Annotated in this window: 31 protein-coding genes; 19 read left to right on the top strand and 12 right to left on the bottom strand. The window is 41.9% G+C overall.

Features of this window, described 5'->3' with window-relative positions; translation table 11 throughout:
* The first annotated feature begins 202 nt into the window (after positions 1-202).
* Complete coding sequence (locus C200_RS15320; RefSeq protein WP_016209253.1) at positions 203-376, top strand: hypothetical protein; 174 nt, start codon at positions 203-205, stop codon at positions 374-376.
* A gap of 14 nt (positions 377-390) precedes the next feature.
* Entirely contained in the window at positions 391-765 is a 375-nt protein-coding gene (locus tag C200_RS02625; protein WP_345968887.1) for a GNAT family N-acetyltransferase, read from the top strand.
* A 37-nt stretch (positions 766-802) separates the two neighbouring features.
* Here the strand turns inward: C200_RS02625 and fur are convergent, their stop codons facing one another.
* On the bottom strand, positions 803-1,246 hold the full coding sequence (gene fur, locus C200_RS02620) for a ferric iron uptake transcriptional regulator (protein WP_016209255.1): 444 nt from the start codon (positions 1,244-1,246) through the stop codon (positions 803-805).
* Between the two features lie 86 nt (positions 1,247-1,332).
* On the opposite strand from fur, the gene C200_RS02615 reads away from it, so the two are divergent.
* Together C200_RS02615 and C200_RS02610 are read left to right on the top strand one after the other, a co-directional pair.
* Positions 1,333-1,677, top strand: coding sequence for an outer membrane protein assembly factor BamE (locus C200_RS02615; protein ID WP_032126249.1), 345 nt, complete (start codon positions 1,333-1,335; stop codon positions 1,675-1,677).
* A 140-nt stretch (positions 1,678-1,817) separates the two neighbouring features.
* Entirely contained in the window at positions 1,818-2,327 is a 510-nt protein-coding gene (locus tag C200_RS02610) for a hypothetical protein (RefSeq protein ID WP_016209264.1), read from the top strand.
* Here C200_RS02610 and C200_RS02605 read toward each other — a convergent pair.
* On the bottom strand, positions 2,301-2,579 hold the full coding sequence (locus C200_RS02605) for an RnfH family protein (RefSeq protein ID WP_016209308.1): 279 nt from the start codon (positions 2,577-2,579) through the stop codon (positions 2,301-2,303). The two genes, C200_RS02610 and C200_RS02605, sit on opposite strands and share 27 nt — an antisense overlap.
* Positions 2,576-3,016: a type II toxin-antitoxin system RatA family toxin gene (locus tag C200_RS02600; RefSeq protein ID WP_016209302.1), complete on the bottom strand. Its 441-nt coding sequence runs from the start codon at positions 3,014-3,016 to the stop codon at positions 2,576-2,578. The genes C200_RS02605 and C200_RS02600 overlap by 4 nt, the downstream gene beginning before the upstream one ends.
* Positions 3,017-3,172: 156 nt before the next feature.
* Between C200_RS02600 and smpB the strand changes: the two genes are divergently transcribed.
* Both smpB and folP read left to right on the top strand, forming a co-directional pair.
* The gene (smpB, locus tag C200_RS02595; protein WP_016209247.1) at positions 3,173-3,646 is read left to right on the top strand and encodes an SsrA-binding protein SmpB; all 474 of its coding nucleotides are present in this window, start codon (positions 3,173-3,175) and stop codon (positions 3,644-3,646) included.
* A gap of 189 nt (positions 3,647-3,835) precedes the next feature.
* Positions 3,836-4,729 (top strand): dihydropteroate synthase, encoded by an 894-nt coding sequence (gene folP, locus C200_RS02590; protein WP_016209254.1) that lies wholly within the window; start codon positions 3,836-3,838, stop codon positions 4,727-4,729.
* A gap of 9 nt (positions 4,730-4,738) precedes the next feature.
* On the opposite strand, the gene C200_RS02585 is transcribed toward folP, so the two are convergent.
* Both C200_RS02585 and glsA read right to left on the bottom strand, forming a co-directional pair.
* Positions 4,739-5,557, bottom strand: coding sequence for a glycerophosphodiester phosphodiesterase family protein (locus C200_RS02585; RefSeq protein WP_016209243.1), 819 nt, complete (start codon positions 5,555-5,557; stop codon positions 4,739-4,741).
* A 104-nt stretch (positions 5,558-5,661) separates the two neighbouring features.
* Complete coding sequence (gene glsA / locus C200_RS02580) at positions 5,662-6,603, bottom strand: glutaminase A (protein WP_016209301.1); 942 nt, start codon at positions 6,601-6,603, stop codon at positions 5,662-5,664.
* Between the two features lie 130 nt (positions 6,604-6,733).
* Between glsA and pip the strand changes: the two genes are divergently transcribed.
* The 4 genes from pip to C200_RS02560 are packed head-to-tail and all read left to right on the top strand — an operon-like array spanning position 6,734 to position 9,429.
* A complete protein-coding gene (gene pip, locus C200_RS02575) occupies positions 6,734-7,687 on the top strand; it encodes a prolyl aminopeptidase (protein ID WP_016209270.1) in 954 nt (317 codons plus the stop codon).
* Positions 7,688-7,690: 3 nt separating this feature from the next.
* Entirely contained in the window at positions 7,691-8,128 is a 438-nt protein-coding gene (dtd, locus tag C200_RS02570) for a D-aminoacyl-tRNA deacylase (RefSeq protein ID WP_016209277.1), read from the top strand.
* A gap of 19 nt (positions 8,129-8,147) precedes the next feature.
* Positions 8,148-9,044, top strand: a complete 897-nt coding sequence (locus tag C200_RS14430; RefSeq protein ID WP_016209280.1) for a DUF1853 family protein — start codon at positions 8,148-8,150, stop codon at positions 9,042-9,044.
* Positions 9,045-9,099: 55 nt separating this feature from the next.
* Complete coding sequence (locus C200_RS02560; RefSeq protein WP_080664812.1) at positions 9,100-9,429, top strand: PilZ domain-containing protein; 330 nt, start codon at positions 9,100-9,102, stop codon at positions 9,427-9,429.
* Positions 9,430-9,495: 66 nt separating this feature from the next.
* Here the strand turns inward: C200_RS02560 and C200_RS02555 are convergent, their stop codons facing one another.
* The 5 genes from C200_RS02555 to C200_RS02535 are packed head-to-tail and all read right to left on the bottom strand — an operon-like array spanning position 9,496 to position 12,523.
* Positions 9,496-10,293: an MlaA family lipoprotein gene (locus C200_RS02555; RefSeq protein ID WP_016209252.1), complete on the bottom strand. Its 798-nt coding sequence runs from the start codon at positions 10,291-10,293 to the stop codon at positions 9,496-9,498.
* A 47-nt stretch (positions 10,294-10,340) separates the two neighbouring features.
* Positions 10,341-10,697 (bottom strand): hypothetical protein, encoded by a 357-nt coding sequence (locus C200_RS02550; RefSeq protein WP_016209306.1) that lies wholly within the window; start codon positions 10,695-10,697, stop codon positions 10,341-10,343.
* Positions 10,697-11,545 (bottom strand): PilW family protein, encoded by an 849-nt coding sequence (locus C200_RS02545; protein WP_075274700.1) that lies wholly within the window; start codon positions 11,543-11,545, stop codon positions 10,697-10,699. The genes C200_RS02550 and C200_RS02545 overlap by 1 nt, the downstream gene beginning before the upstream one ends.
* 16 nt (positions 11,546-11,561) lie before the next feature.
* On the bottom strand, positions 11,562-11,915 hold the full coding sequence (locus tag C200_RS02540) for a hypothetical protein (protein WP_016209292.1): 354 nt from the start codon (positions 11,913-11,915) through the stop codon (positions 11,562-11,564).
* Between the two features lie 29 nt (positions 11,916-11,944).
* Entirely contained in the window at positions 11,945-12,523 is a 579-nt protein-coding gene (locus C200_RS02535) for a YqeG family HAD IIIA-type phosphatase (protein WP_016209248.1), read from the bottom strand.
* Between the two features lie 117 nt (positions 12,524-12,640).
* Between C200_RS02535 and C200_RS02530 the strand changes: the two genes are divergently transcribed.
* The 5 genes from C200_RS02530 to C200_RS02510 all read left to right on the top strand — a co-directional run bounded on the left by C200_RS02530 (position 12,641) and on the right by C200_RS02510 (position 15,773).
* Positions 12,641-13,402: an SDR family oxidoreductase gene (locus C200_RS02530; protein ID WP_016209241.1), complete on the top strand. Its 762-nt coding sequence runs from the start codon at positions 12,641-12,643 to the stop codon at positions 13,400-13,402.
* 210 nt (positions 13,403-13,612) lie between these two features.
* Positions 13,613-13,969, top strand: a complete 357-nt coding sequence (gene folB / locus C200_RS02525; RefSeq protein ID WP_016209257.1) for a dihydroneopterin aldolase — start codon at positions 13,613-13,615, stop codon at positions 13,967-13,969.
* Positions 13,959-14,675, top strand: a complete 717-nt coding sequence (locus tag C200_RS02520; protein ID WP_016209300.1) for an SDR family oxidoreductase — start codon at positions 13,959-13,961, stop codon at positions 14,673-14,675. The genes folB and C200_RS02520 overlap by 11 nt, the downstream gene beginning before the upstream one ends.
* 7 nt (positions 14,676-14,682) lie before the next feature.
* On the top strand, positions 14,683-15,168 hold the full coding sequence (locus C200_RS02515) for a 6-pyruvoyl trahydropterin synthase family protein (RefSeq protein ID WP_016209296.1): 486 nt from the start codon (positions 14,683-14,685) through the stop codon (positions 15,166-15,168).
* 131 nt (positions 15,169-15,299) lie between these two features.
* Positions 15,300-15,773 carry a hypothetical protein gene (locus C200_RS02510; protein ID WP_016209303.1) on the top strand — a complete coding sequence of 158 codons (474 nt, stop codon included), beginning with the start codon at positions 15,300-15,302 and terminating at the stop codon, positions 15,771-15,773.
* Positions 15,774-15,857: 84 nt separating this feature from the next.
* Here the strand turns inward: C200_RS02510 and C200_RS14425 are convergent, their stop codons facing one another.
* Both C200_RS14425 and mrcB read right to left on the bottom strand, forming a co-directional pair.
* Positions 15,858-16,289 carry a tetratricopeptide repeat protein gene (locus tag C200_RS14425; RefSeq protein WP_051307302.1) on the bottom strand — a complete coding sequence of 144 codons (432 nt, stop codon included), beginning with the start codon at positions 16,287-16,289 and terminating at the stop codon, positions 15,858-15,860.
* Positions 16,286-18,625: a penicillin-binding protein 1B gene (gene mrcB, locus C200_RS02500; protein WP_016209244.1), complete on the bottom strand. Its 2,340-nt coding sequence runs from the start codon at positions 18,623-18,625 to the stop codon at positions 16,286-16,288. The genes C200_RS14425 and mrcB overlap by 4 nt, the downstream gene beginning before the upstream one ends.
* A gap of 168 nt (positions 18,626-18,793) precedes the next feature.
* Between mrcB and pcnB the strand changes: the two genes are divergently transcribed.
* From pcnB to phbB, 4 genes are all read left to right on the top strand, one after another.
* A complete protein-coding gene (gene pcnB, locus C200_RS02495; protein ID WP_016209265.1) occupies positions 18,794-20,203 on the top strand; it encodes a polynucleotide adenylyltransferase PcnB in 1,410 nt (469 codons plus the stop codon).
* Complete coding sequence (gene folK, locus C200_RS02490) at positions 20,200-20,694, top strand: 2-amino-4-hydroxy-6-hydroxymethyldihydropteridine diphosphokinase (RefSeq protein WP_016209281.1); 495 nt, start codon at positions 20,200-20,202, stop codon at positions 20,692-20,694. The genes pcnB and folK overlap by 4 nt, the downstream gene beginning before the upstream one ends.
* A gap of 195 nt (positions 20,695-20,889) precedes the next feature.
* Positions 20,890-22,068, top strand: coding sequence for an acetyl-CoA C-acetyltransferase (locus C200_RS02485; protein WP_016209285.1), 1,179 nt, complete (start codon positions 20,890-20,892; stop codon positions 22,066-22,068).
* An 83-nt stretch (positions 22,069-22,151) separates the two neighbouring features.
* Positions 22,152-22,904, top strand: coding sequence for an acetoacetyl-CoA reductase (gene phbB, locus C200_RS02480; RefSeq protein WP_032126238.1), 753 nt, complete (start codon positions 22,152-22,154; stop codon positions 22,902-22,904).
* Positions 22,905-22,969: the final 65 nt, after the last annotated feature.

Here is a 22,969-nt window from a genome sequence, read left to right as displayed (position 1 = left end):
AGCTCTTTATTCATTCCTGATGAAATCCCTGTATCTATCAGATTTCATTATACATTGTTTATCATGTCAGTGCGTAAGGTGAGTGAGTTATATCGAACTCACGTTAATTAAGTAAAAAACAACATCACTCAAGGCATATAAAAGACATTAATTTACAAATGGCAACAATGCATCAAACTGTACAGCATGCTCATGTAAGGAAATGATAAATGATCAGGAAGAAACAATGAACCATAGCCAATTACACCTAGCAACATTCGCAGATATTTGCCAAATCAAAGCACTAACACTTCACTCACATCAAGAAAAATATGCAGGTAGCGGTGAAAATTTAACCGCCCAAGCACTCAATAAAAACAACCAGCTTTTTATTTAACCTGCAACAAGCATATTATCGGCGGATTTTATCTTGATTTTACTAAACAGCCTTACCAACAAGAAATAAAGAAAAATTCAAGTTGTTGTACATTACGTGCCATGATTATCGATAAACGCCACCAAGGCAAAGGCTTAGCCCAAGCCGCATTAGCCAAAATCCAGCCACTCACACGCTGCTATTTCCCAGTCTTAGAATCAATCGGACTCACTGTCAATTGCAAAAATTCAGCAGCCAAAAAAATATATCTAGGTTGCGGCTTTGAAGACACCAAAAAACGATATTACGGTGGCAACGCCGGACCCCAAGCAATTTACACACTTTCTTTAAAGCCACACCAGCCATGCCAATCACAACGCATACTCGCATCACATAACAACGAACTCTAAAAATGGCTGTTAGCCACTTCAGTTTACATCATCGCAATTAAAGCTTTACTTTTTTAGACTGGTTTTTCTTGCACTGTTTCTTGTCCTGACAAGTGCCATAGATAATCATGACATGGTCGGTCATATTAAAGCCGAGCTTCTCTGCTGCCTCTTGCTGCTTTTGCTCTATCACTTCATCATGAAATTCTTTTACAACACCACAACGTGTACAGACCATATGGTCATGATGTTCACCTCGGTTTAGCTCAAATACAGAATGATCACCCTCAAAATTATGGCGGTTGATCAAACCCACTTCTTCAAATTGAGTCAATACACGGTAAACGGTAGCAAGCCCTACATCATCGCCTGCGCTTAGCAACATGCGGTAAACATCTTCTGCGCTCACATGACGTTGCTGGGAATTCTCTAAGATTTGTAATATTTTCAAGCGTGGCAACGTAACACGTAAACCAACTTTTTTTAAGTCTTGTTGAGACAAAGGTTACCTCTACATTGCGTTAAGGACTTACCAAATTCGGCGTTCTTCGGTATGATAGCACCTACATAGTTTAAATAGAATGTTTAATGATGCAAATTAAAAATATCAGCAAATACGCCGCTCTTGCAGCAGCAATCACATTGCTCTGTGCATGCAGTAACTTTCCCTGGCAAGCACAAGTTAAGCAAGGTCACCTGATCTCTGGCGAACAACTCAAACAACTTAAAGTAGGCATGACACAAACACAAGTCAATTACCTTCTAGGCGCACCGGACATTAAAGATCCGTTCCATAAGGGACGTTGGGACTATGTTTACACCAGTAGCTACCCTACAGCACCAGCCAAACGCCTCACCTTGCTGTTTACTGGCAGTCGCTTAACTCAAATTTACGGCACCTATGCAGGACTGACGCCAAAACCCTTAAAATAATATATAAAATAACTTAAAAATTTATATCATTATCGAAAATCAGCCGATATAATAATGATCGGCTTTGCACTTCATTCTTAGTTAAGAAAGCATTGCTAAGCTAGGATGGCGATTAGTTATTAAAGAAATACGGACATCAAATGAAAGTACGCTGGCTTACCAGCTTAATATTAAGCTTCAGCTTGCTAACAAGTTTTGCTTTAAAATTACCTTTTTCACCCGATTTTAATAGTCAAGCTGCTTGTAATACTTGGGTAAGAAAAAGTATCTTAGCACCAATTAAGCATACTTGGTTTGAAAAATTAACTTCAAGTCAAGTGCAAGATTCGGAAACCGAAATCAAGCAATTAAGCCATTTTAGCCGTTGGTTTAAAAATTCGATTAACAGCTCTGAAGAAAACTATGACCAAGGCTTATTAACAAGTATTCACGGCGTCTGCTATCTGTTTTCATCAACGAACCCAGCAGATCACACCCTAGGCAAACAGATTCTCAATCAAGAAATATCTGCTTTTAACTCTTGCGGCACCAGCTTGCCAACTAAGATTCCATTGCACTGTAATATTAATAAACACTGTACTATCAATAGCTCAACTGCTTTTTTGCAGGATTTACCCATCAGTTCAACACTGCCGTTTGGCAGCGCGTAACCGCCTCGCCTCTTTTGGATCAATCAAAAGCGCGCGATAAATTTCAATACGATCTCCCTCTTGTAAAAGATGATCAAGCCTAACCTGACGATTCCATACGCCACACTCGAGAGCGTCGACAACAAGCTGATGTTTTACCAGCACCCCTGACTGCTCTAATGCCATTAAAACCGTTGCTTGTGAATTTTCTAAGTCTAATTTGATCAATTCCTGCTCATCTATACTCGCACCATAGACAACTTCAACATTCATAATTCACGCTCTCCATAAATAACACGAGCACGCTTTAAAAAAGCATCAACCATTGAGCTGACCACCGTATTAAAAATAGGTCCAAACGCAATAGCAACCAACTTATTCGAAAACTCAAACTCAACATCAAGCAATACCCTACAGGCATTGTCTGCCAGTGGCTCTAAACGCCAGCACCCTGTCAATGATCGAAAAGGCCCCTCCACAAGCTCCATATACACCGCTTGGTTTTCAGTACCTCGATTACGTGTCGTAAACGATTTTTTCAAACTTCCCCGACTAATTGTTAATCTGGCCACAACGGCATCATCAGACTCACTAAGAATCACTGATTCACTGCACCAAGGCAGAAATTCAGCATAGTGTTCAATACCTTGGATTAACGGGTACATTTCTTCAACACAATAAGGCACCAGTGCTTTTCGATTCACTTTCACAGGAGATACTCACTAAATTTTACTGGTCTTGACTGATAAAGTCCCTTATTATAGGGACCTGTTACATGAAAGCCCAGTCTCATCACAGAAATTATAGGAATACCCTTAATTCTCTCATTAATATATTTAAGATTACATTTATAGATCATTATCATTATGGCAAAGAAGAAAGTTAAAACACCAGACAATACCATCGCAGTTAATCGCAAAGCACGCCATGAGTATAGTATTGAAGAAACTTATGAAGCCGGCATGGTTTTGCAAGGCTGGGAAGTAAAAAGCCTACGTGCAGGTAAATTGCAGCTTGCCGAAAGCTATGTGCTAATTAAGCGAGGTGAAGTCTTTCTAATTGGCTCGCATATCACGCCGCTGAATACGGCCAGCACACATGTTAAAGCCGATCCAACACGCACACGCAAATTATTATTACATGATTATGAAATTAGCAAACTCATTGGTGCCGTTGAGCGTGATGGCTATACCATCATTCCATTGTCCATGTATTGGATTAAAGGTCGAGCTAAATTAAAAATTGCCTTTGCCAAAGGTAAAAAGGACCATGACAAGCGTTCAACTGAAAAAAATCGCGATTGGCAGCGCCAAAAAGCACGCCTGATGAAATCGGGCTAAGCAAGATGCTAAAAACCAGATAAAACATAACTTTTTCGCCACTTTCACTATTACAGCCGCACATATAATTTATATTTAGACTGGCATCATACTGAAACTTTATATCTAAAATGAATACAAAAAGTGAAAATTATTTTAATATAAGCACAGTGTAAATTTTTAAATACTCATTAATTTTAGCAACACATTATGACTATCCAAAGAAATCATTTAAATTTAGCAAGAGATATCCCATATATCATGGGAATTATTAATCTGACACCAGAGTCATTCTATAAACCTGCACTTGGCATCAACTCCGTTCTTGAACAAGCAGAACACATGGTCGACGCTGGCGCTGAAATTCTCGATATTGGTGCCATAGCAACCAACCCCAGCATTAATATCAATCAGTTAATCAACCCTAATGAAGAACTTGCTCTGGTCATGGAAGCCATAACAGCAATTCGCGCTCATCTAGGCCATGATATTTTCTTAAGTATCGATAGTTTTAACACCTCAACCATTCTTGAAGTATTAAAGACTAATATTGATATGATTAATATACAACAAGGTACAATATCACTTGATATTGCTGATCAATTAGTTATAAGTGACGTATATACCTGCATTATGCACTGGCCTGACCCAGCGTTTTTAAATAACGGAACCAACCCAGATCAAAGCAAGAATGCGGATAGCAATAGCGCATATTACCAGCAAAGGGTTGCTGCGATTATTACGGACTTAACGTCAATCTCTGCCAAACTTATTGCCGCGGGCATGCGCTCTAACAAACTTATCATCGACCCAGGTTTTGGTGGTGGCCACTATGGCAAGAGTGACGATGAAAACCTCTATATGCTCTATCACTTGCCACAGTTCTTAGCGGTTAAACACCCCATTTTAGTTGGCCTATCGCGTAAAGGCTTCCTATCGCGCTTGCTCAGTGAAGGTGATGATAGTCTACAAATCAGTGTCAGCAGTGCACTTATTGCTGCGCAAAATGGCGCTAAAATACTGCGGGTGCATGATGTCAAAGAAACCGCTGATGCGATTAAAGTCATTCATACGCTGTCAAAATTTAGAACCAACAAACTTTAATCAAAATAATCAATAAGAAATATTATCAAGTAATTTGGGGTAATCACTAAATACAGCATCCACCCCCCAAGCCAATAACATTTTTGCTCTTACACTATCATTGACGGTATAGCTTAACAATGGACAGTTAAATAACTGCTTTAAATCGTGCACAGTCTGCTGGTCTAAGCCCTGTTGATTCACATGCAACGAATAGCAATCGAGCTGCTTAAATACTGCAAGATAACGCTGACTTTCTTCTACAGCTAACCCCTGTGTATGTGTAGATAAACAATGATCAACCAAAAGACCTAAAGCATAATGAGGCAACTCGTTCCTAGCAGCAGCTAATAGTGACAAAGAAAAGCTAGAAATAACCAAAGATGCGCGTAAGCTTGGAAATTTCTTAATGACGGCACAAATAATTTTTGCAGTTGCCTTTAAGTCTACAGGTGAAGCTGAGCATGAAGCGATTTTTTTTTCTATACCTTTTAATTCGATATTGGCGCTTAATTGGCATTCATCCAACCAAGCCAATACAGCCTCTAAGTGCGGAATTTTTTCATTTTCAAGCAATTGCCCTTGGTGTTTGATCTGCAATGACGATAGATAAGCACTGCTCGCCTCAGTGATATGACCTACTCCATTAGTCATACGCTCCAGCGACTCATCATGAAAAATAACTGGCACACCATCTGCATTAACCCAAACATCAAATTCCAACCACTTGGCACCTTGCTCATGCGCATGCTCAAACGCCATCCAAGTATTTTCCGGATACTCGGCACTCGCACCACGATGGGCAATGACTTGAACGCAATCATTAGTCAAATCAAATGAAAAGTTCATTACATTTTTCCTAAACTAAAATTTAAAATTTGAGTCAAATCAATTTATATCTACAATTAATCTATATATAGTTATAGTGTATATGAGCTCGCTTTACCTATCACCTAGCGATAAAGATGCCAATCCAGTTCACTGGCAATATGCGCTAATATTATTTCACCACGGACACTAGTACCCTTTCTATTAATCCGCGGGCTAACTACCGCAATACCCGCACTATCAGGCACAACAGCAACAATATAACCGGCAACACCACTTTTTGCGGGCATCCCGGTACGTACCAGATGTGTACCTGACTCATTATACAGGCCACAGGTTGCCATAATGGCATTGACATGTTGCGCAGTTTTTTTAGAAATCACTTGCTCACCTGCCGGATTACAACCCGAACAGGCGAGTAAATAAGGCAAATAAGAGCTTTGTTGCAATGACGCCTCAAAAGAACACAAATAAAAATAATACTCTAAAGTCTCTTCAACACTCCCCGTAATAATATGATTACTTCGCAGTAAGTAGGCTAAAGCGCGATTACGATCACCGGTTCTACGCTCTGAAGCAAAGACCTGCATATTAACCATCAATTGACTGCCAAATAAGCGCTTTACCCAATGATTAAGCCAAGCAAAACGCTCTTCTTCACTATGACCTGGAATATGATTACTTAGCGCAATCGCCCCCGCATTTAACATCGGATTAGATGGTAAAGGACCAAATTGATCCAAACGTGCGACGGATGAAAAATCATCTCCAGAGGGTTCAACTTTCACCCATGAAAAGACATCCTCTTCCCCAAACTCTTCTAACAGACCAATCAGCAATACTAGTTTAGCTACACTTTGTAAGCTAAAACGCTCATGATCAGAATCACCAGCACAAAAATAACGGCCATCCATTAACCTAACCGCAACTCCAGTAAAATCAGGATTCACCTGTGCAAGCTCTGGAATATAATCAGCCACCTTACCTTCTTGACATCGCCTTGCAACAATCACAGCCTCGTCTAATACCTCTTGAATACGTTTTTCATCACGCAGTAATTCGCTCACACCGACCCCCTCATTAAAATTTTCACCCCTTATATTCTTAAATATTGCACATATTCACTTTTCACTTATGAACTAAAAAGTGCTAACGTTAAGTCAAATACTGGTTATTATAGGTGAAGAGGCAGGTTATATGCTAACACTCTATCCACGAATCAAGCCCAACGACACCCACCAACTTCAAGTCGATTCTAAGCATAGCCTCTATCTTGAAGAAAGCGGCAACCCCCAAGGCATTCCTGTTCTTTATGTTCACGGTGGGCCAGGCAGCTGTTGCTCTGAGCCCAGTCGTCGCTATTTTGACCCAGAAGCCTATCGGATTATTTCATTTGACCAACGCGGCTGTGGCCAATCCACTCCCCACGCCTCAGTGACAAATAACACAACAGCTGAGCTCATTGCAGACATAGAAAAAATTCGTGAACACTTTAAGATTAAACAATGGCTACTATTCGGAGGCTCCTGGGGTTCGACCCTATCATTATTGTATGCCCAAGAACACCCAGAACGCATCAGTGGATTAATTCTACGTGGTATTTTCCTTGCGACTCAAAGCAATCTTAACTGGTTACTCGATCAATCCGGTATTGGCCAGGTCTTCCCTGATTACTGGCAAGAATTTACCCATCATATGAATACCAACTCAACACAAACATTGATTAATGATTATCATCAGCGTCTATTTGGTGATAATGAAATTGAGCGCCTGCATGCAGCAAAAAAGTGGGCAAGCTTTGAAGCACGCTGCGCAACGCTCGATCCGAATCCCAAATATGTTAAATCAGCAAAAGACCCGCATCATGCACTGGCCATCGCGCGCATCGAGTGCCACTACTTTAAGCATTATTGTTTTATAGAAGAGAACCGTATTCTCAATCATATTGGCCGCCTGAGCAGCCTGCCTTGCATTATTATCCATGGCCGTTATGATATGATTTGTCCACTTAAAAATGCCTGGCAATTGCACCAGACCTGGCCTGAATCACAGCTCAATATTATTCGCGACGCCGGCCATAGCGCCAATGAACCGGCAATTATTGATGCATTGATTCGCGCAACCAATACCATGGCATTAAGGTTATCTTGAACAATGAAAGGGCTTATTCAACGTGTCTCTTGCGCCAGCATTCATGTTGCAGGAGAGTGTATTGCAAGTATCGACCAAGGCAGCTTAATTTTAATTGGCTTTGAGGCAGATGATCTACTTAATCAAATTCCACGCTTTGCTGATAAATTAATTAAATACCGTATTTTTCCAGATGAACAAGGCCGTATGAATAAAAATGTCGCTGATATCCATGGCCAGATTTTATTTGTCCCGCAATTCACCCTCGCCGCAGAGACCAAAAAGGGACTAAGAGCCGGCTTTTCAAGCAATCTAGCCCCTGATCAAGCGCAACAATATTTTGATACTCTCATTCAAACAGCCCAAAAAAATTACCCAAAAATTCACACCGGTCAATTTGGTGCGAATATGCAAGTCTCATTAATTAATGATGGACCTGTGACCTTTTTAATTGAAATGTAAGCAATACTGAATTATTACTATGGCCATTCAATTCCAGCACCAATGCGTCAGTGATCTATATTGGGTCACTCACTCCTCTATTCTATTAAACCGGCATCATGTCCTACCCAATCACGTTGAATATTTTAATCTACCCACCCCCATCGATTACTTTAAGACACTCGATCAAAACCCCAAGTCACTCAGCCAACATTTAGACAATTGCAGCACTCGTATCGGCAAATATTTTGAACAATTACTTTTATTTATTTATAAAGAACATCACTATGAAAAAATACTTTTTAGCCAACAAGTGATTAATAATAAAAAAACCATTGGCGAGTTTGACTTTATTTTGCAAGAATCACCCTCCCACCCTACCTACCATCTTGAAGTCGCAATTAAATTTTACTTAGGAACAGATCACTTAAATCAAACAGCGCATTGGCTTGGCCCCAATTGCAAAGACCGCCTGGACTTAAAATTTAACCAACTGCTTTACCAACAAAGCCAACTTAGCACACATCCAAGCAGCCAAGCTTATCTACAGCAGTATCAACTTCATCAACTCAGACCAACCATACTCATGAAAGGGTATTTATTTATACCCTTACACGCTCAAAATACGCATCATACCCAGAGCTCACCTAAAATAATTAATCCAGATGCACTGAAAGGCTGGTGGGCTCATATTAACCATGTGCCCACCTTGCTCAACAGTCAAAGTTACTGGTCTGTTTTAAATAAACCGCACTGGCTTGCCGCACCCTCATCGGCTCAACTTAAACTCAATCCGCCTTTCACTCTCACAGAGCTCTACCAATATTGTTTGGATTATTTTGACACACAGTCTGCGCCTATCTTGGTGTGCGAACTTGATAAAACTCTGCAAGAACAAAGCTGTGGCTTTATTACACCCACACACTGGCCTTTTTGACTGGTGTAAAAATTGACAGCGCGATAAAGATCAACAAAGCTTAGGACAAGGAAGGATGGATACAACCGACAAAATAAGGAAGGCAACACACATGGTTGAGTATGAAGAGAAGCGCGAGTACATTCGCCTTGATGCTCAAGCAAAGCTCCGCTTTACGCTTCCAAACCGTGAAGAGCTTTATCAAGGCATCTGCCAAAATTTAAGTGGTGGTGGCATCTTATTTGAAACAAACATTGATATTCCTGTTGGCAGCCTAATTGACGTTGCCTTAGAACCCAATGGTAACTATATTCCTCCATTGGAGGCACAAGTTAAAGTCAACCGTAGCTTCCAAGAAAGCGAAGCCCTTTTTATCATTGCCGGAGAAATTCAAGCGATTGCTTAAGCAGTCGCTCGCTAGCTACCCTCACTATAGATGCCTACTCTTAGCCGTTAAGGCATAAAAAACACTTTACTCACTCGGCTCATCAGATAACTCATATTGATAACTCCAGATCGTATAGGGCATAAACGGACTTTTACCACTGTTTTGCAACTGTTGCTCACGCAATTGCAAATAGGCATTACGCTGTGCAAGATAAGGATCTAACGTTAGCGCATTGAGCACTTTTTCATTCCCTAAAAACCCTGCGCGCTTATTAATAGCCCATAAGCCAGTCAAACCATAAGAAAGCCCTGTAGGCTCGACATAAGAAACGGGGTTAGAAACAAAATCTACCGGCGTACCAAGCGCCCCTTTCACCGTTGATGGTCCCAATAAAGGCAAAATAAAATAAGGAGAATCAGGTTTATTACCCGTCCACTTTGCCAAAGTCAAACCAAAGTTCTGATCATGATGGTGAATCCCCGTCGCTCCGGCCACATCAATTAAACCAAACAACCCTAAAGTAGAATTCATAACCAAGCGTAAAGTATCCCAACCGGCAATCTTAAACTCACCCTGTAGCAGGTCATTCATAATCGTTGGTACTTGGTGGACATTCTCAAAGAAATTAGTCACTCCAGTGCGAACAACCTGAGGTGTCACCGCTGTATAACCCTTAGCAACAGGCTTTAAAACTGCATGGTCCATTTTTGCATTAAAACGATACATCGATCGGTTGTATTTTTCATATGGGTCTGGGTTTTGTGGTGTTGCAGTCGCACACGCTGCCAATATACCCGCGAGTACGACAACACCAAGACTTTTTCCAACACCTTGAATAGCTTGGCAATTACAAGTAAATAACTGTTTTTTCATCATTCTCATAGTCACTGTCTTTATTTTATCATCTATATCTATCATAACAATTTAATCTAAAAATCTTTCTGCTCTTTATTTAATGCGCTCTGCGCTGTCAAAGCAACTGCAAAAATCGCATCAATATTCTCTGTCTGAGACTCTAACCGATAATAGACAAAACGCGAGTCTGCAGCAATAAAGTAAATCATAACACCCTCACAAGATACTTGCTTTAAATCAATACACGCTTGCACCTTAGAAATATTCACTGGCTGCACAAACTGTTTTTGCAAGCCAAGCACGCCTGCCTGATTCGCTTTAACCGTAAGCTCAATATGTTTTGCAAACTGTAAAATTAATAAGCTCAAAAGGGCACTCATGGCAACCACCACCACAAGCACAGAATCTTTTTGGTCAAACACATCGGGCATCAAATCGCTACCTCACCTTCCTCACTGACGCTATCGGCTGTCAATTTAATCTTGACCAAAGCCAGTTGCCCTCTGCCTATTACCATGTCCGTCCACAGCAACTTTCCCGAGTCTGCCCAACCATATTCAAACTGCAACTGATCAATCCCAACAACAAGTTCATGTCGGCCACTATCATCACGCATAAACAGCGCAGGCTGGCCGGTTGCTATCTTAGCAACATAAAACATATGCAGCTCTAACGGCCATACCATGGCTCCTGCCACCACATCATGATCTAAAGTTTGATCCAAAATGAGGTTACTACGATAGCTATGCCCTGCAAGCAGCAAATTAACTTGGCAGTTTGCCAACAGCCACAAAGCCCCTTGAACACCTGAGGTCTCAGCATGATTCAAGCGCAAGCGAGTCTCACCAGCTTTCACAGCAAATTCCAGATAATTCAGCCTAGCGATAGGGATATAAGCAGCCAAAACCTCCGTGCCAGCCAGCGCATTAATCCCCAGTTGTACTAATCTGTGATCCTCTGCATGGTAAATTTTAACTAATTGCACCTGCGAATCAGCTAAACCGAACCATGAAGGGGGCATTACACGAGCAAAATGAAATTGAAGTTCAGGCCTTGGGCAATTTAAAGGAGAAAGGTCCTCTAACTTATGTAGTTCATTAATAAATAACTGTACCCCTACGGCGACCTTACGTGCTGCATTAAGTTGCTGATATGCTGACTTTGCAGCATGACTTGCATGTGTATAAAGCATCCCTGCGATCCCAATGATAAGGCTACCAAGTAACAGCACAATCATCATTTCAATAAGACTTAGGCCACGCTGCTTATGTATATGCATATCTTTAGGTATTTTCTCAGGTATTTTCTATCGCCACACCTAAACAAGGACTAAAAGCGTGCTGACAACTTGTGCGCTCTCCAATAATTCGCTGCCCCCAGGTGAGCATCAAATGGCCTTGGCTCTGATGCAATTGCCCCAAAGGCAACCGCGCACTAATCCGCTGTTGCCACAGTGCCTGTAAAGTCGTTTGCTTTAATGCATAACGCCTAGCAGCCTGCCGCTCAGCAATCATCTCTGACAATAAAAAACGTGCGTGTTGGCGTACAAGAACCTGCCCGGTTTGCAAGCTCAGCTGACTGATGACCTGCACACTCATGAGCATCACACTAACAAGAGTGAGTGCAATTAAAATTTCAACTAAATTCACTTATTTCCATCATCCATGATCACTCAAAACTACGACCCATAAAATAAAGTCAGTAATCTAACGCTCCAACGCTCCCATACTCTTAATGAGGCAAAAAAACTTTCACATAAAAATGCACTAGAGAATTCAGTCAGCGGCTTATCAATATACACACCCTGTGCTTTAGCCCGTGCCACGGCCAGCATACCACAAAGCAGCCGATCATCCACCAACAAGATTTCTTCTGGTTGCACGCCATAATGTGCCGCAATATGCAATAAACCTTGTGGTGATGGCTTTTTCTCTACATCAGCAATAAAGCCAACGCTTGGAAATTTTTTTTGTAAATACAGTTCACGAACCATTTCTGGCTTATTCGATAAAATACAAACTTCACCTTTAAACTCATTGATTAAGCTTGCCAACCAGTGTTGGTACTCTGCTGTTAATTCAGTGCGGCCATGCGAGACCAAAACACCATCATAATCTAAGGCTAATACTTTGACATTCTTTGCATGTAGCTGACCTGCACTTAATTGAGTCACACGTGATACATGGTGCTGGACTAAGCACGTCTTCAACCAGCGCCGATGTACCCACATTCCAACCACAGCACCTAAATACCTCATAACTTACTCACTTTACTTATAAAAATATCTAAATCTAAAAACAATGACTATACTTCAATTGTGCAACATGTCATTTTATACAGCTTAAACCTCATACCCACAAGGGGAGTATAACGTATGAACATCCTGGGCAAGACTATCGTAATCACAGGAGCAGCTCAAGGCCTGGGCCAGGCAATGGCTATTCAGCTTGCAAAATCAGGTGCCACCCTCGTACTTGTTGACCTAAATAAAAGTAAACTCGATAAAACAGCCGCGCTTTGTGAGCAAGCCGGCGGGCAGGCGATTTGCCTAGCTGCAGATGTTTCCTCAGAAAACGACGTTATCACTCTTTTCAAAGAGGCTCAATCCCAATGCGGCCCTTTACATGGTTTGATCAATAATGCAGGCATTACCCGTGATGCATTATTAGTTAAAGCAAAAGGTAATAACATTATCAGCACCATGTCACTTGAAGCTTGGCAAGCGGTGATTGACGTTAATTTAACCGCTGTGTTTTTATGCACACGCGAGGCTGCGCGCCAGATGATTGAAAACAGTACTGCCGGAGTGATTATTAATATCAGTAGCATCTCCAAAGAAGGCAATATTGGTCAGACCAATTATACAGCAGCCAAGGCGGGTGTTGCAGCAATGACAGTCACCTGGGCCAAAGAACTCGCTCGCTATAATATCCGTGTTGGCGGCATTGCCCCTGGTTTTATCGCAACTGAAATGACCCAAACCATAAAACCAGAAGTACTCGAACGTATTGAAAAAAGCATTCCATTACAAAAAATGGGGCAGCCTGAAGATATTGCTAAAGCCGCTCAATTTATTTTAGAAAACGACTATTTTACCGGCCGTATTATCGACTGTGATGGCGGTTTGCGCCTATAAAGCCAAATAAGCAAACAACAAACAGCTGAAAGCACTACACTTTCAGCTTAATCTCTATTATTTAGGTTTAAGTCTTAAACCTGACCTAATATATTTAAAATTTCAAAATTAAACTTTTAAAGATCACCCCACTACGCCATCTATCTTCAAGCGGTTCCTTTTTCAATCAAACTTAGGTAGCATTGGATATCTGCAGGTGAGGATTAAAACATGCTCGGACAAATATTCATCAAAAACCTAGTACAACAAGCCAGTATCGGTGTTCATAGCTGGGAGAAAGAAATCAAGCAGCGCTTAGAGTTCGATATTACAATTGACTTTAATATCGCGCGCGCTATTGAAACAGATGATTGCAAAGATACCGTTGATTACACTGTGATTACCCAGCTCGTCAATAACTTAATTAATCAGCAACACTTTAATCTGATCGAGACCCTCGCATACCAGATTTCCTCCGCGATCTATAAAAAATATCCAGAGATTAAAGCAAGCAAAATCACCGTGCGCAAACCTAGCGCTGTTGCAATGACAGATACCGTTGGAATCACATTCAAATATGAATACTAAAAACCCAGTTATCTTAGTAACAGGGGCCAGTTCTGGCATTGGCTATCATACGGCAAAAAGCCTTTCTGCCTCAACAAACTGCCATATCATCGCCATCGCACGATCTGCTGCAGCCCTGGAAGCCCTCAAAACCGATTGCCAAAATACCCCCGGCACGATCTACCCAGTCACTATCGATCTGCTCATAGAAAACGATTTAAACAAACTACAAAACTTTATTACTGAAGCGTTTGGCAAACTCGATGCAATCATTAATAATGCCGGATTATTAATCAATAAACCCTTTACTGAACTAACAGATAACGATTGGCGCACGACCCTCGAGACGAATTTACTCGCCCCAGTGAAGTTAATCCGTATGTTTTATCAAGAGCTCTGCCACTCTCAGCTCGCCCATGTCGTTAATATCAGCAGCATGGGAGGCTTTCAAGGTAGCGTAAAGTTCCCCGGTCTCTCTGCCTATAGCACCGCAAAAGGAGGCTTAAGCATACTCACAGAGTCTCTGCAAGCTGAGTTCGGTGAAAAAATTACCGTCAATTGCATCAATTTAGGTGCTGTCGATACCCCGATGTTGCAACAGGCTTTTCCTAACCTCAAGACAACGGTTAGCCCCAACCAAATCAGTGAATTTATTAGCAATTTCACATTACATCACCATCATATTTGCAAAGGGAAAACCATCCCGCTCGCAGCAACCACACCTTAAAATAATTATGTATACACTGAAAATATTTAAAGAACGCTTTCACTTCTGTTCAGCACATTTTTGCATCTTCAGCAATCGTGATAAAGAAAATTTACATGGTCATAATTATTATATTGACGTTGAATTTTCAGGTGAAAAAATTGAAAATGGCTTTTTATACCCAGTCGCAGACTTAAAAGAGATTATTCAATCCACTTGCGATAACCTCGATGAAAAGATCCTTATCCAAGGGAGCAGCCCTTATCTGACCAATGAGCAAAATAGCGAATATATTACCATTTATTTCAATAACAAGATGCTTTACAAATTTCCACGGGATGAAGTGATCATTTTACCGATTAAAAATACAACCATGGAATGCCTAGCAGAGTATTTATTAACAAATATAAAAAATAATATATCACGCACAATAAATACTAACTTTTCTAAAATATCACTAGGGATTGCAGAAACGCAAGGACAAAAATTAATAATTGAACAGCAGTTCAGCTAAATTTTATCATAAACACCAAACATAAACTCAGAATTCATATTTTTTAATTTTATCTATGTTTTCTTATGATTTCTCTATCAATATAATCCTCAACAATCACTTATTTTAAATAATTTACGAGGATTTTTACAATGAAAAAAGCATTTATTCTAGGTTCGATGCTGCTTCTGTCTAGCTCTCTGAGCTTTGCTAGTGATCTGTATTGCCCCAGCCAAGTTGCCTGCACCTATAATCAAGGTCAATACCAATGTGCATGGAAACAAGGTTTTATGATGAACGGTGGTGTCGCCCCCCTCGGAGATGAATCATATGACTCATCATTTACAGCAACATTTCAATCAGCAGACGCAGGCTACTCAGACCTCGGTGAACGACCCTTTTGTAATTATGAAATTATTAAAGGTGTAAGTGTAAAGACTTATGTACTCGCACTATACCCAAAAGACCAGACCGCTGTCATCGATAACAGCGCCAGCGATAACGCTTGGAAAGCAACTGCGGTAATGGAAAACAGCACCCGATATATGTGTAATACCACCAATCCAGCACTTTGCCCTATAAAAACAACAGAATCTCCTGAATTTAATCCATCTTTATCTTTTTAAGTTTTAACTGAACCAGTCAAAAACAGGTCAAACCCGCTTCTTTACACTGTCCTATTACGGTACTAAATACTGTACTAACGATCGTTAAGAGGCGGGCTGAGCACGAATAATCTGCCTTGGTTGCAGCTCAGATTCTAACCTGGCAATTTGCTCTTGTAATTTTTTATTACCACCAGCATAAACCGTTGCTTTTTTCAGCATTTGCACAGCTTCCGCCGGCCGCTTCTGTGCTTTACGAACTAGAGCAAACTCATACCACACTCCAGCATCTTGTGGAGCAAAGCGCAAAGCTCGCTCTAAAGAAGAATTAGCATCATTGAGCTCACCTGCGGCCAGCTGCCTTTGCCCCTGCTGCTTTAAAATTGCTGCAGGGCCTTCAGCAAGTACCGTGGGTGAAACACCACCCACAGCACCGACAGAAGCCGGCATCGAATTAGTCTGGGTATTAATACCCCCGCCACACGCGCTGAGCAACACACTCGATATGATCAGTATACTGTAGTGAAAATATTTCATTGTGAACCAAATAACCCTTTGAGCCAATGCCACAAGCCCTTGTTCTCAAGAGCGTCAGCTGCTGTTACCGTTGAGGATCCGTCATCATTATCACCGATTCCACACCGAGAAACAAATTTAGGTCCATAATTCTTCATAAAGGGCACATAAACCGCATCCTCACAGCCCTGTTCACTTAACAATCCAGTGTGCTTATTCACCCAAGCAAACTCAATATCCTCAGGCATGACCGGATTTAATGGCGTTGCATGCAAGTCTTTCATTAACCAAGCCCACAAATGTCCTGCGCCTTGCTGGCCATACAAACCTGATGAAGCATAATCATCACGCCCTACCCAAACAACCGTTAATAAATTACCGGTAAAGCCAGCAAACCAGCCATCACGTAAGTTCTGACTACTGCCCGTTTTACCCGCAAAGTTCAATTCCTTAGGTAAAATTTGATACAGCAGGCGACCCGTACCTGTATCCCCTACTTGCTGCATCGCCCGTGTCAGTAAATAAATGCCTGCTGGGTTAAACTGCTCTTTTACATTAATTGCATAACTACCAAGCACTTTACCATCCATATCAGTAACCGCCGTAATCGCTCTTAGTGGCATACTAAAGCCTCCGCTGGCAATCGTTTCATACATGGTTGCCACCTGAAAGGGCGACAGCGAATAGGCCCCAAGCAAGTTCGCCGGATAAGCCTGGATCGGTGCTTTAATGCCCATATGACGAATGGTGTTCAACACATTAGCCAACCCCACTTGCATGCCCAGTCTCACACTCGCCTCGTTATACGAATGAGCTAAGGCAGTCATTAATGGCACTTTACCATGGCTAATCAAAGAAGAATTCTTAGGTGACCAGACTTTACCATCTGGGCCTTGAATGTAAATTGGCGCATCTTCAACCGGTGTTGCAAGATTATATTGCTCAGGCTGTTCCAGCGCAGTTAAGTAAATCGCGGGTTTAGTGATAGAGCCAATTGGTCGCTTAGCATCCAAAGCACGATTATAGCCATCATAGTGAGCATCGCGCCCACCGACAATGGCAAGCACCTGCGCACTGACCGGATCAACAATGACTGAAGCGGCCTCAAGTTTATCTTGTTCCAAATTATATTGCGCTTCAAGATCATTTAAACGCTTTTCTATCACTTGATTGGCAATAGTTTGCACCCAGGGATTCAACGTCGTAAACACACGCAAACCGTCTTGAACAAGTTCTTTATGGCTATAGTCCTGTTGCAATTGGCGCTCAACCAAATCCATAAAAGCCGGATAGGCCTCACTGCCCCACTGTGATTGCATCGTCACCCCTAACGGCGCAGCTTGAGCGCGTTGTAGCTGCACTTTGCTAATCACTCCCTGCTGATACATTAACTGCAAAACTAAATTACGCCGCTTAAGTGCGCGCTGCGGATGGCGCTGCGGGTTAAAATAAGAAGGGGCAGGAATAATTCCAACTAAGGTTGCAGCTTCTGGTAAAGTGAGGCTAGACACCGGGCGGCCAAAGTAAAACAAACTGGCTAAGCCAAAGCCATGCACACCATGGTTGCCATTTTGTCCCAAATAAACCTCATTCATATACGCTTGCAAAATTTCATCTTTACTGTAATGAAAAGTTAGCAGCATGGCCATTGCCAAGCCTTGTAACTTGCGTGATAACGTTTTTTTCTGCGTTAAAAATAAATTTTTAACCAGTTGTTGGGTAATAGTACTACCACCTTGAACATAGCCTCCAGCTAAAACATCAGTGACCAACGCGCGTACAATGCCACGAAATGAAATACCCCAATTTTGATAAAAACTACGATCTTCAGAGGCTAAGAGTGCCTGTTTTAAGAATACCGGCATCTTATTGATAGGAACAAAAACACGCGCGCCTTTTTTAGTCGGATAAATACCACCAATGAGCTGAGGGTCAAGACGAAATAGTGCTAATGGCTTTTGTGTTTGAGCATCGTTGAGCTCACTCACCTGACCATTCTCAATGGCAAGCTCAATTTTAGTGGCCTGACGCAGACCATCCCAAAAATCAAACGTACGCACATAAATAGTAAACCGGCCTGCGTCCTCAATATAGTTACCAGGCACACTCGGCTTGGTGGTGCGGTGATAGCCTAACCGTGATAGTGTATAAATCAGCTGCTCTTTTTTTAGCGTCGCACCTTTGAAAAGTTCTAAGGGAGCAGCATACACCTGTGCTGGAATTTGTGCAGTTTTAATATCAAATTGGTGCGTGACGATATAATTACAATAAAAAACAAAGGCAACAACAAAAATAATAAAAACAAGTGACAACCTTAAAATTAAGGATAACCAAAAACGAGGCTTTAAAAAAAACATGTTAAGACACCCTGCCTTTCTCTACTTCTATCTATAAATTCAACATCGTTTTGGCCTACGCTAGCGAGATTCTACCGCTTCCCCGTTTGCAGATCACCAACAATCTAGTAAAATGCGCCAAATACATTATTGTGTCAACGATCACAAATTAGAGCAATTTTAAACAGAATGAGTAAATTAACACGTGGTATTCGCCGTTTACTACGCCCCTTTAAAAAAAACACAGGCACGCTGCCAAGACGTATCAAGGCATCTGGCCTCAATTTTAACCATCAAGCCATTTCAGCAAATGCAATCAAAGTAGTCCGCCGCCTTCAAGAGCATGGCTATGAAGCTTACCTCGTCGGTGGTTGTATTCGCGATCTACTCATTGGCCAAACCCCCAAAGACTTTGATGTCGTCACCAGTGCACACCCGGACCAAATCAACAAAATATTCCGTAATTGTCGACTGATTGGCCGGCGTTTTCGCTTAGCGCATATTTACTTTAGTGGTGAAATTATCGAAGTCGCTACTTTTAGGGCCGGTACAGCCACTCAAGAGACAGAGGCAAATAATGAGCACTCACATCGCAAAACAGAAAATGGGCAAATCGTCCGAGATAATATTTACGGGACCTTAGCCGATGATGTCTGGCGCCGTGATTTTACCATCAATGCACTTTACTATGACCCCATTGGCAATGTCATCCTCGATTATGTTGATGGTCTAAATGATATTCAAAGCAGCAACATTCGCATGATCGGTGACCCTGAACAACGCTATCAAGAAGATCCGGTACGCATGCTGCGCGCCGTCCGCTTTGCTTGTAAGTTAGCTTTCAATATCGAGCAACACACGGCAGCACCGATTACAGAACTTGCTAAGCTGATAGAGGCAGTTCCCGCAGCCCGTTTATTTGAAGAGACCAATAAACTCTTTTTATCCGGCTATGCAGAACAAACCCTGCGCCAGCTGCGTCATTATCACTTATTTGCAAAGCTTTATCCAAGCATCCACGCTATTTTAGCTGCAGGTCATGAACCTCATGCTGAGCGCTTACTAAACTCAGCAATGCAAGATACGGATAAACGAGTTGCTCAAAATAAACCAGTCACCCCGGCTTATTTGCTTGCCGTCTTTTTATGGTACCCGCTTAAAGTACGCGAATATGAGCTGATTAATAATAATACTCCTCCCTATAAGGCCTTTCACCAGGCCTGTCATGAAATTATTTCTGCACAACTACGCTCTATTGCGATACCTAAGCGCCTACTTGCAACAACCAAAGACATTTGGCTAATGCAGCCTCGTTTTGAACATCGCCAGGGTAAACGGCCATTGCGCCTACTAGAGCAGCCTAAATTCCGCGCTGCCTATGACTTTTTGTACTTGCGCGCACGCTCAGGCGAACCCGTTCAAGAGCTCGCTGAATGGTGGAACCATTTTCAGCAAGCAGATGACAACCAACAACAACAGCTGATTTCAACGAAAGGTGAAGGCACCGGGCGCCATTTACAGCGCAAACGTCGTCGCCGCAGAAAACCTACAGATAAAGATAAGCAACAGGTGACCGTGAAAAAGGATTCGTCCTTATGAACACCGCATCACTTTGCTTTATTGCCTTAGGCAGTAATCTAAACTCACCGCTTCAACAGGTGCAATCTGCTGTTAAAGAACTGGCTCAACATGATGGTATCACTTTAATACAGCGCTCAAGCTGGTATTTATCAAAGCCGCTCGGTCCACAAGACCAACCTGATTTTATCAACGGTGTCATAAGCATGACTACAGAGCTTACCCCACTGGCTCTATTAGATACACTACAAACGCTAGAGCATGCACATGGGCGTGCACGCAAACAACACTGGGGGCCACGAACGCTGGACCTGGATCTATTACTTTACGGACGGCAGATTGAGCAGTGCGAGCGGCTGATACTACCCCATCCACAAATGTTAAGGCGTAATTTTGTCTTGCTGCCCTTATATGAGATTGCCCCCAAATTGGTTTTGCCAGGCGGAACAGCCCTTGAAAAGTTTATCGACTCATCACTGAATACAAATATTGAAAAGCTGCAACAATATTAAAATAATTTTTATTAATCAGTAAATTAATAAAAATATTCACATATAAAAAAATGAGTTAATTAACTAGCTATGCTGCAAATTTTCCTTTTTTATTCATCGACTATTTAGTCCTAGCACCCTGTTTATTTTTCTGTTACTCTTGCTTCAAACTTAAAGGATTCCATAAATTTCAGACATTTTTTAGGAGGGATGAGAATGCGTGATGTCGTTATCGTAGCCGCTGGGCGTACTGCAATTGGTGCCTTTGGTCAAAGTCTAGAAACTATATCAGCAACTACATTAGGCTCTACTGTGATTAAAGGCTTACTAGAAAAAATAAAACTTTCTGCAAGCCAAGTCGATGAAGTGATTCTCGGTCAGGTCCTAACCGCAGGCAGTGGACAAAATCCAGCACGCCAAACTGCACTTGCAGCAGGGCTCAGTGAAAACACACCCGCGCTTACCATCAATAAAGTCTGTGGCTCTGGATTAAAATCAATTCAACTCGCCATTCAAGCTATTCGCTGCCATGATGCAGATGTGATTATTGCCGGTGGCCAGGAAAATATGAGCGCCTCTCCTCATGTACTCGCTAAATCGCGCAATGGCTTTCGTATGGGCAATGCCGAGCTCACAGATACCATGATTAAAGATGGTTTATGGTGCGCAATGAATGACTTTCATATGGGCGTGACCGCAGAAAACCTGGCTGAAAAATATAGCTTAACCCGTGCAGAACAGGATCAGTTTGCTGCGCTCTCCCAACAAAAAGCAGAAAAAGCAATAAAAGCAGGACGCTTTAAAGATGAAATTATTCCAATAGAAATTCCACAACGCAAAAAAGATCCAATTATTTTTGCTGAAGATGAGTTCCCACGTGCAGGGTGTACTGCCGAGGGCTTAGGCAAGCTACGCGCAGCATTTAAAAAAGACGGTACAGTCACCGCAGGTAACGCCTCAGGCATTAACGATGGTGCAGCAGCAGTTATTTTAATGAGCAAAGAGAAAGCCACAGAGCTTGGCCTACCGATTCTTGCCACCATTAAGGCCTATGCAAGTGCTGGCGTTGACCCGAAAATTATGGGGATCGGTCCAGTTCCTGCAACACAAATTTGCCTTGAAAAAGCCGGTTGGAATATTGATGATTTAGACCTTATTGAGGCCAATGAAGCCTTCGCTGCACAAGCGCTGGCTGTTGGTAAAGAGCTGGAATTTGACTTAGACAAAGTCAATGTTAACGGTGGTGCCATTGCCTTAGGTCACCCCATTGGTGCATCAGGTACTCGCATTCTCGTCACTTTAATTCATGAAATGATCAAACGTGATGCCAAACGTGGCCTTGCTACCCTGTGTATCGGTGGTGGCCAAGGCACAGCTCTAGCTATTGAGCGCTAAATACAGCGCTCCTAACAGCTTAAGTTTATCGCAATAATTAATAATTTATATCAAGAAAGATAATACATTAAGGATTAATCATTATGTCAGATCAAAAAGTAGCACTGATTACCGGCGGCATGGGCGGTATCGGTGTTTACATCGCACGTAAGCTCGCCGATGAAGGTAATCAAGTCATCGTGACATATAACAGCGGTGGAGCAAACAGCGAACGTGCACAACATTGGCTAGCGGAGCAAGAAGCTCAAGGCTATCGCTTTGATGCGTTATTTTGCAATGTCAGTGACTTTGATTCTTGCAAAGAAATGATTGATGATATTACCAGTCGTTATGGTCAAATCGATATTTTAGTCAATAATGCGGGAATTACTCGTGATGCCCAATTGAAAAAAATGAGCCAAGATGCGTGGCAAGCAGTAATGCAAACCAATCTTGACAGTGTTTTCAATATGACTCGTAATGTCATTAATACAATGATAGATCATGGTTATGGCCGCATTATTAATATTTCTTCTATTAATGGTCAAAAAGGCCAATTTGGCCAAGCCAACTACTCTGCAGCTAAAGCGGGTATGCACGGTTTTACCAAAGCCCTCGCTCAAGAAGTTGCACGTAAAGGCATTACCGTTAATACTATTTCTCCAGGCTACATTGGTACAGATATGGTCATGGCGATTCGCGAAGATATTCGTGAACAAATCATTGCAGGCATTCCTGTCGGTCGTTTAGGCAAACCTGAAGAAATTGCCAAAGCTGTTGCTTATTTGGCCTGTGAAGAGGCGGGTTTTATCACCGGTAGTAATTTAGCCATCAACGGTGGCCAGCACATGTGCTAGTGATAACTCGGCGGCGACATACCGCCATTTTGCTATTTGTTTTATTGTTTTATTGTTTTATTGTT

Origin of the sequence: Piscirickettsia salmonis LF-89 = ATCC VR-1361, from assembly GCF_000297215.2 — a bacterium.
Classification (GTDB): Bacteria; Pseudomonadota; Gammaproteobacteria; order Piscirickettsiales; family Piscirickettsiaceae; genus Piscirickettsia; species Piscirickettsia salmonis.
This window is presented reverse-complemented; position numbering and strand designations above follow the sequence as displayed.

Coding starts and splice junctions, on each gene's coding strand:
- C200_RS15320 (WP_016209253.1), top strand. CDS start 203: ATGATAAATGATCAGGAAGAAACAATGAACCATAGCCAATTACACCTA.
- C200_RS02615 (WP_032126249.1), top strand. CDS start 1,333: ATGATGCAAATTAAAAATATCAGCAAATACGCCGCTCTTGCAGCAGCA.
- C200_RS02610 (WP_016209264.1), top strand. CDS start 1,818: ATGAAAGTACGCTGGCTTACCAGCTTAATATTAAGCTTCAGCTTGCTA.
- C200_RS02605 (WP_016209308.1), bottom strand. CDS start 2,579: ATGAATGTTGAAGTTGTCTATGGTGCGAGTATAGATGAGCAGGAATTG.
- smpB (WP_016209247.1), top strand. CDS start 3,173: ATGGCAAAGAAGAAAGTTAAAACACCAGACAATACCATCGCAGTTAAT.
- folP (WP_016209254.1), top strand. CDS start 3,836: ATGACTATCCAAAGAAATCATTTAAATTTAGCAAGAGATATCCCATAT.
- C200_RS02585 (WP_016209243.1), bottom strand. CDS start 5,557: ATGAACTTTTCATTTGATTTGACTAATGATTGCGTTCAAGTCATTGCC.
- pip (WP_016209270.1), top strand. CDS start 6,734: ATGCTAACACTCTATCCACGAATCAAGCCCAACGACACCCACCAACTT.
- dtd (WP_016209277.1), top strand. CDS start 7,691: ATGAAAGGGCTTATTCAACGTGTCTCTTGCGCCAGCATTCATGTTGCA.
- C200_RS14430 (WP_016209280.1), top strand. CDS start 8,148: ATGGCCATTCAATTCCAGCACCAATGCGTCAGTGATCTATATTGGGTC.
- C200_RS02560 (WP_080664812.1), top strand. CDS start 9,100: ATGGATACAACCGACAAAATAAGGAAGGCAACACACATGGTTGAGTAT.
- C200_RS02555 (WP_016209252.1), bottom strand. CDS start 10,293: ATGAGAATGATGAAAAAACAGTTATTTACTTGTAATTGCCAAGCTATT.
- C200_RS02550 (WP_016209306.1), bottom strand. CDS start 10,697: ATGCCCGATGTGTTTGACCAAAAAGATTCTGTGCTTGTGGTGGTGGTT.
- C200_RS02545 (WP_075274700.1), bottom strand. CDS start 11,545: ATGCATATACATAAGCAGCGTGGCCTAAGTCTTATTGAAATGATGATT.
- C200_RS02535 (WP_016209248.1), bottom strand. CDS start 12,523: ATGAGGTATTTAGGTGCTGTGGTTGGAATGTGGGTACATCGGCGCTGG.
- C200_RS02530 (WP_016209241.1), top strand. CDS start 12,641: ATGAACATCCTGGGCAAGACTATCGTAATCACAGGAGCAGCTCAAGGC.
- folB (WP_016209257.1), top strand. CDS start 13,613: ATGCTCGGACAAATATTCATCAAAAACCTAGTACAACAAGCCAGTATC.
- C200_RS02520 (WP_016209300.1), top strand. CDS start 13,959: ATGAATACTAAAAACCCAGTTATCTTAGTAACAGGGGCCAGTTCTGGC.
- C200_RS02515 (WP_016209296.1), top strand. CDS start 14,683: ATGTATACACTGAAAATATTTAAAGAACGCTTTCACTTCTGTTCAGCA.
- C200_RS02510 (WP_016209303.1), top strand. CDS start 15,300: ATGAAAAAAGCATTTATTCTAGGTTCGATGCTGCTTCTGTCTAGCTCT.
- C200_RS14425 (WP_051307302.1), bottom strand. CDS start 16,289: ATGAAATATTTTCACTACAGTATACTGATCATATCGAGTGTGTTGCTC.
- mrcB (WP_016209244.1), bottom strand. CDS start 18,625: ATGTTTTTTTTAAAGCCTCGTTTTTGGTTATCCTTAATTTTAAGGTTG.
- pcnB (WP_016209265.1), top strand. CDS start 18,794: ATGAGTAAATTAACACGTGGTATTCGCCGTTTACTACGCCCCTTTAAA.
- folK (WP_016209281.1), top strand. CDS start 20,200: ATGAACACCGCATCACTTTGCTTTATTGCCTTAGGCAGTAATCTAAAC.
- C200_RS02485 (WP_016209285.1), top strand. CDS start 20,890: ATGCGTGATGTCGTTATCGTAGCCGCTGGGCGTACTGCAATTGGTGCC.
- phbB (WP_032126238.1), top strand. CDS start 22,152: ATGTCAGATCAAAAAGTAGCACTGATTACCGGCGGCATGGGCGGTATC.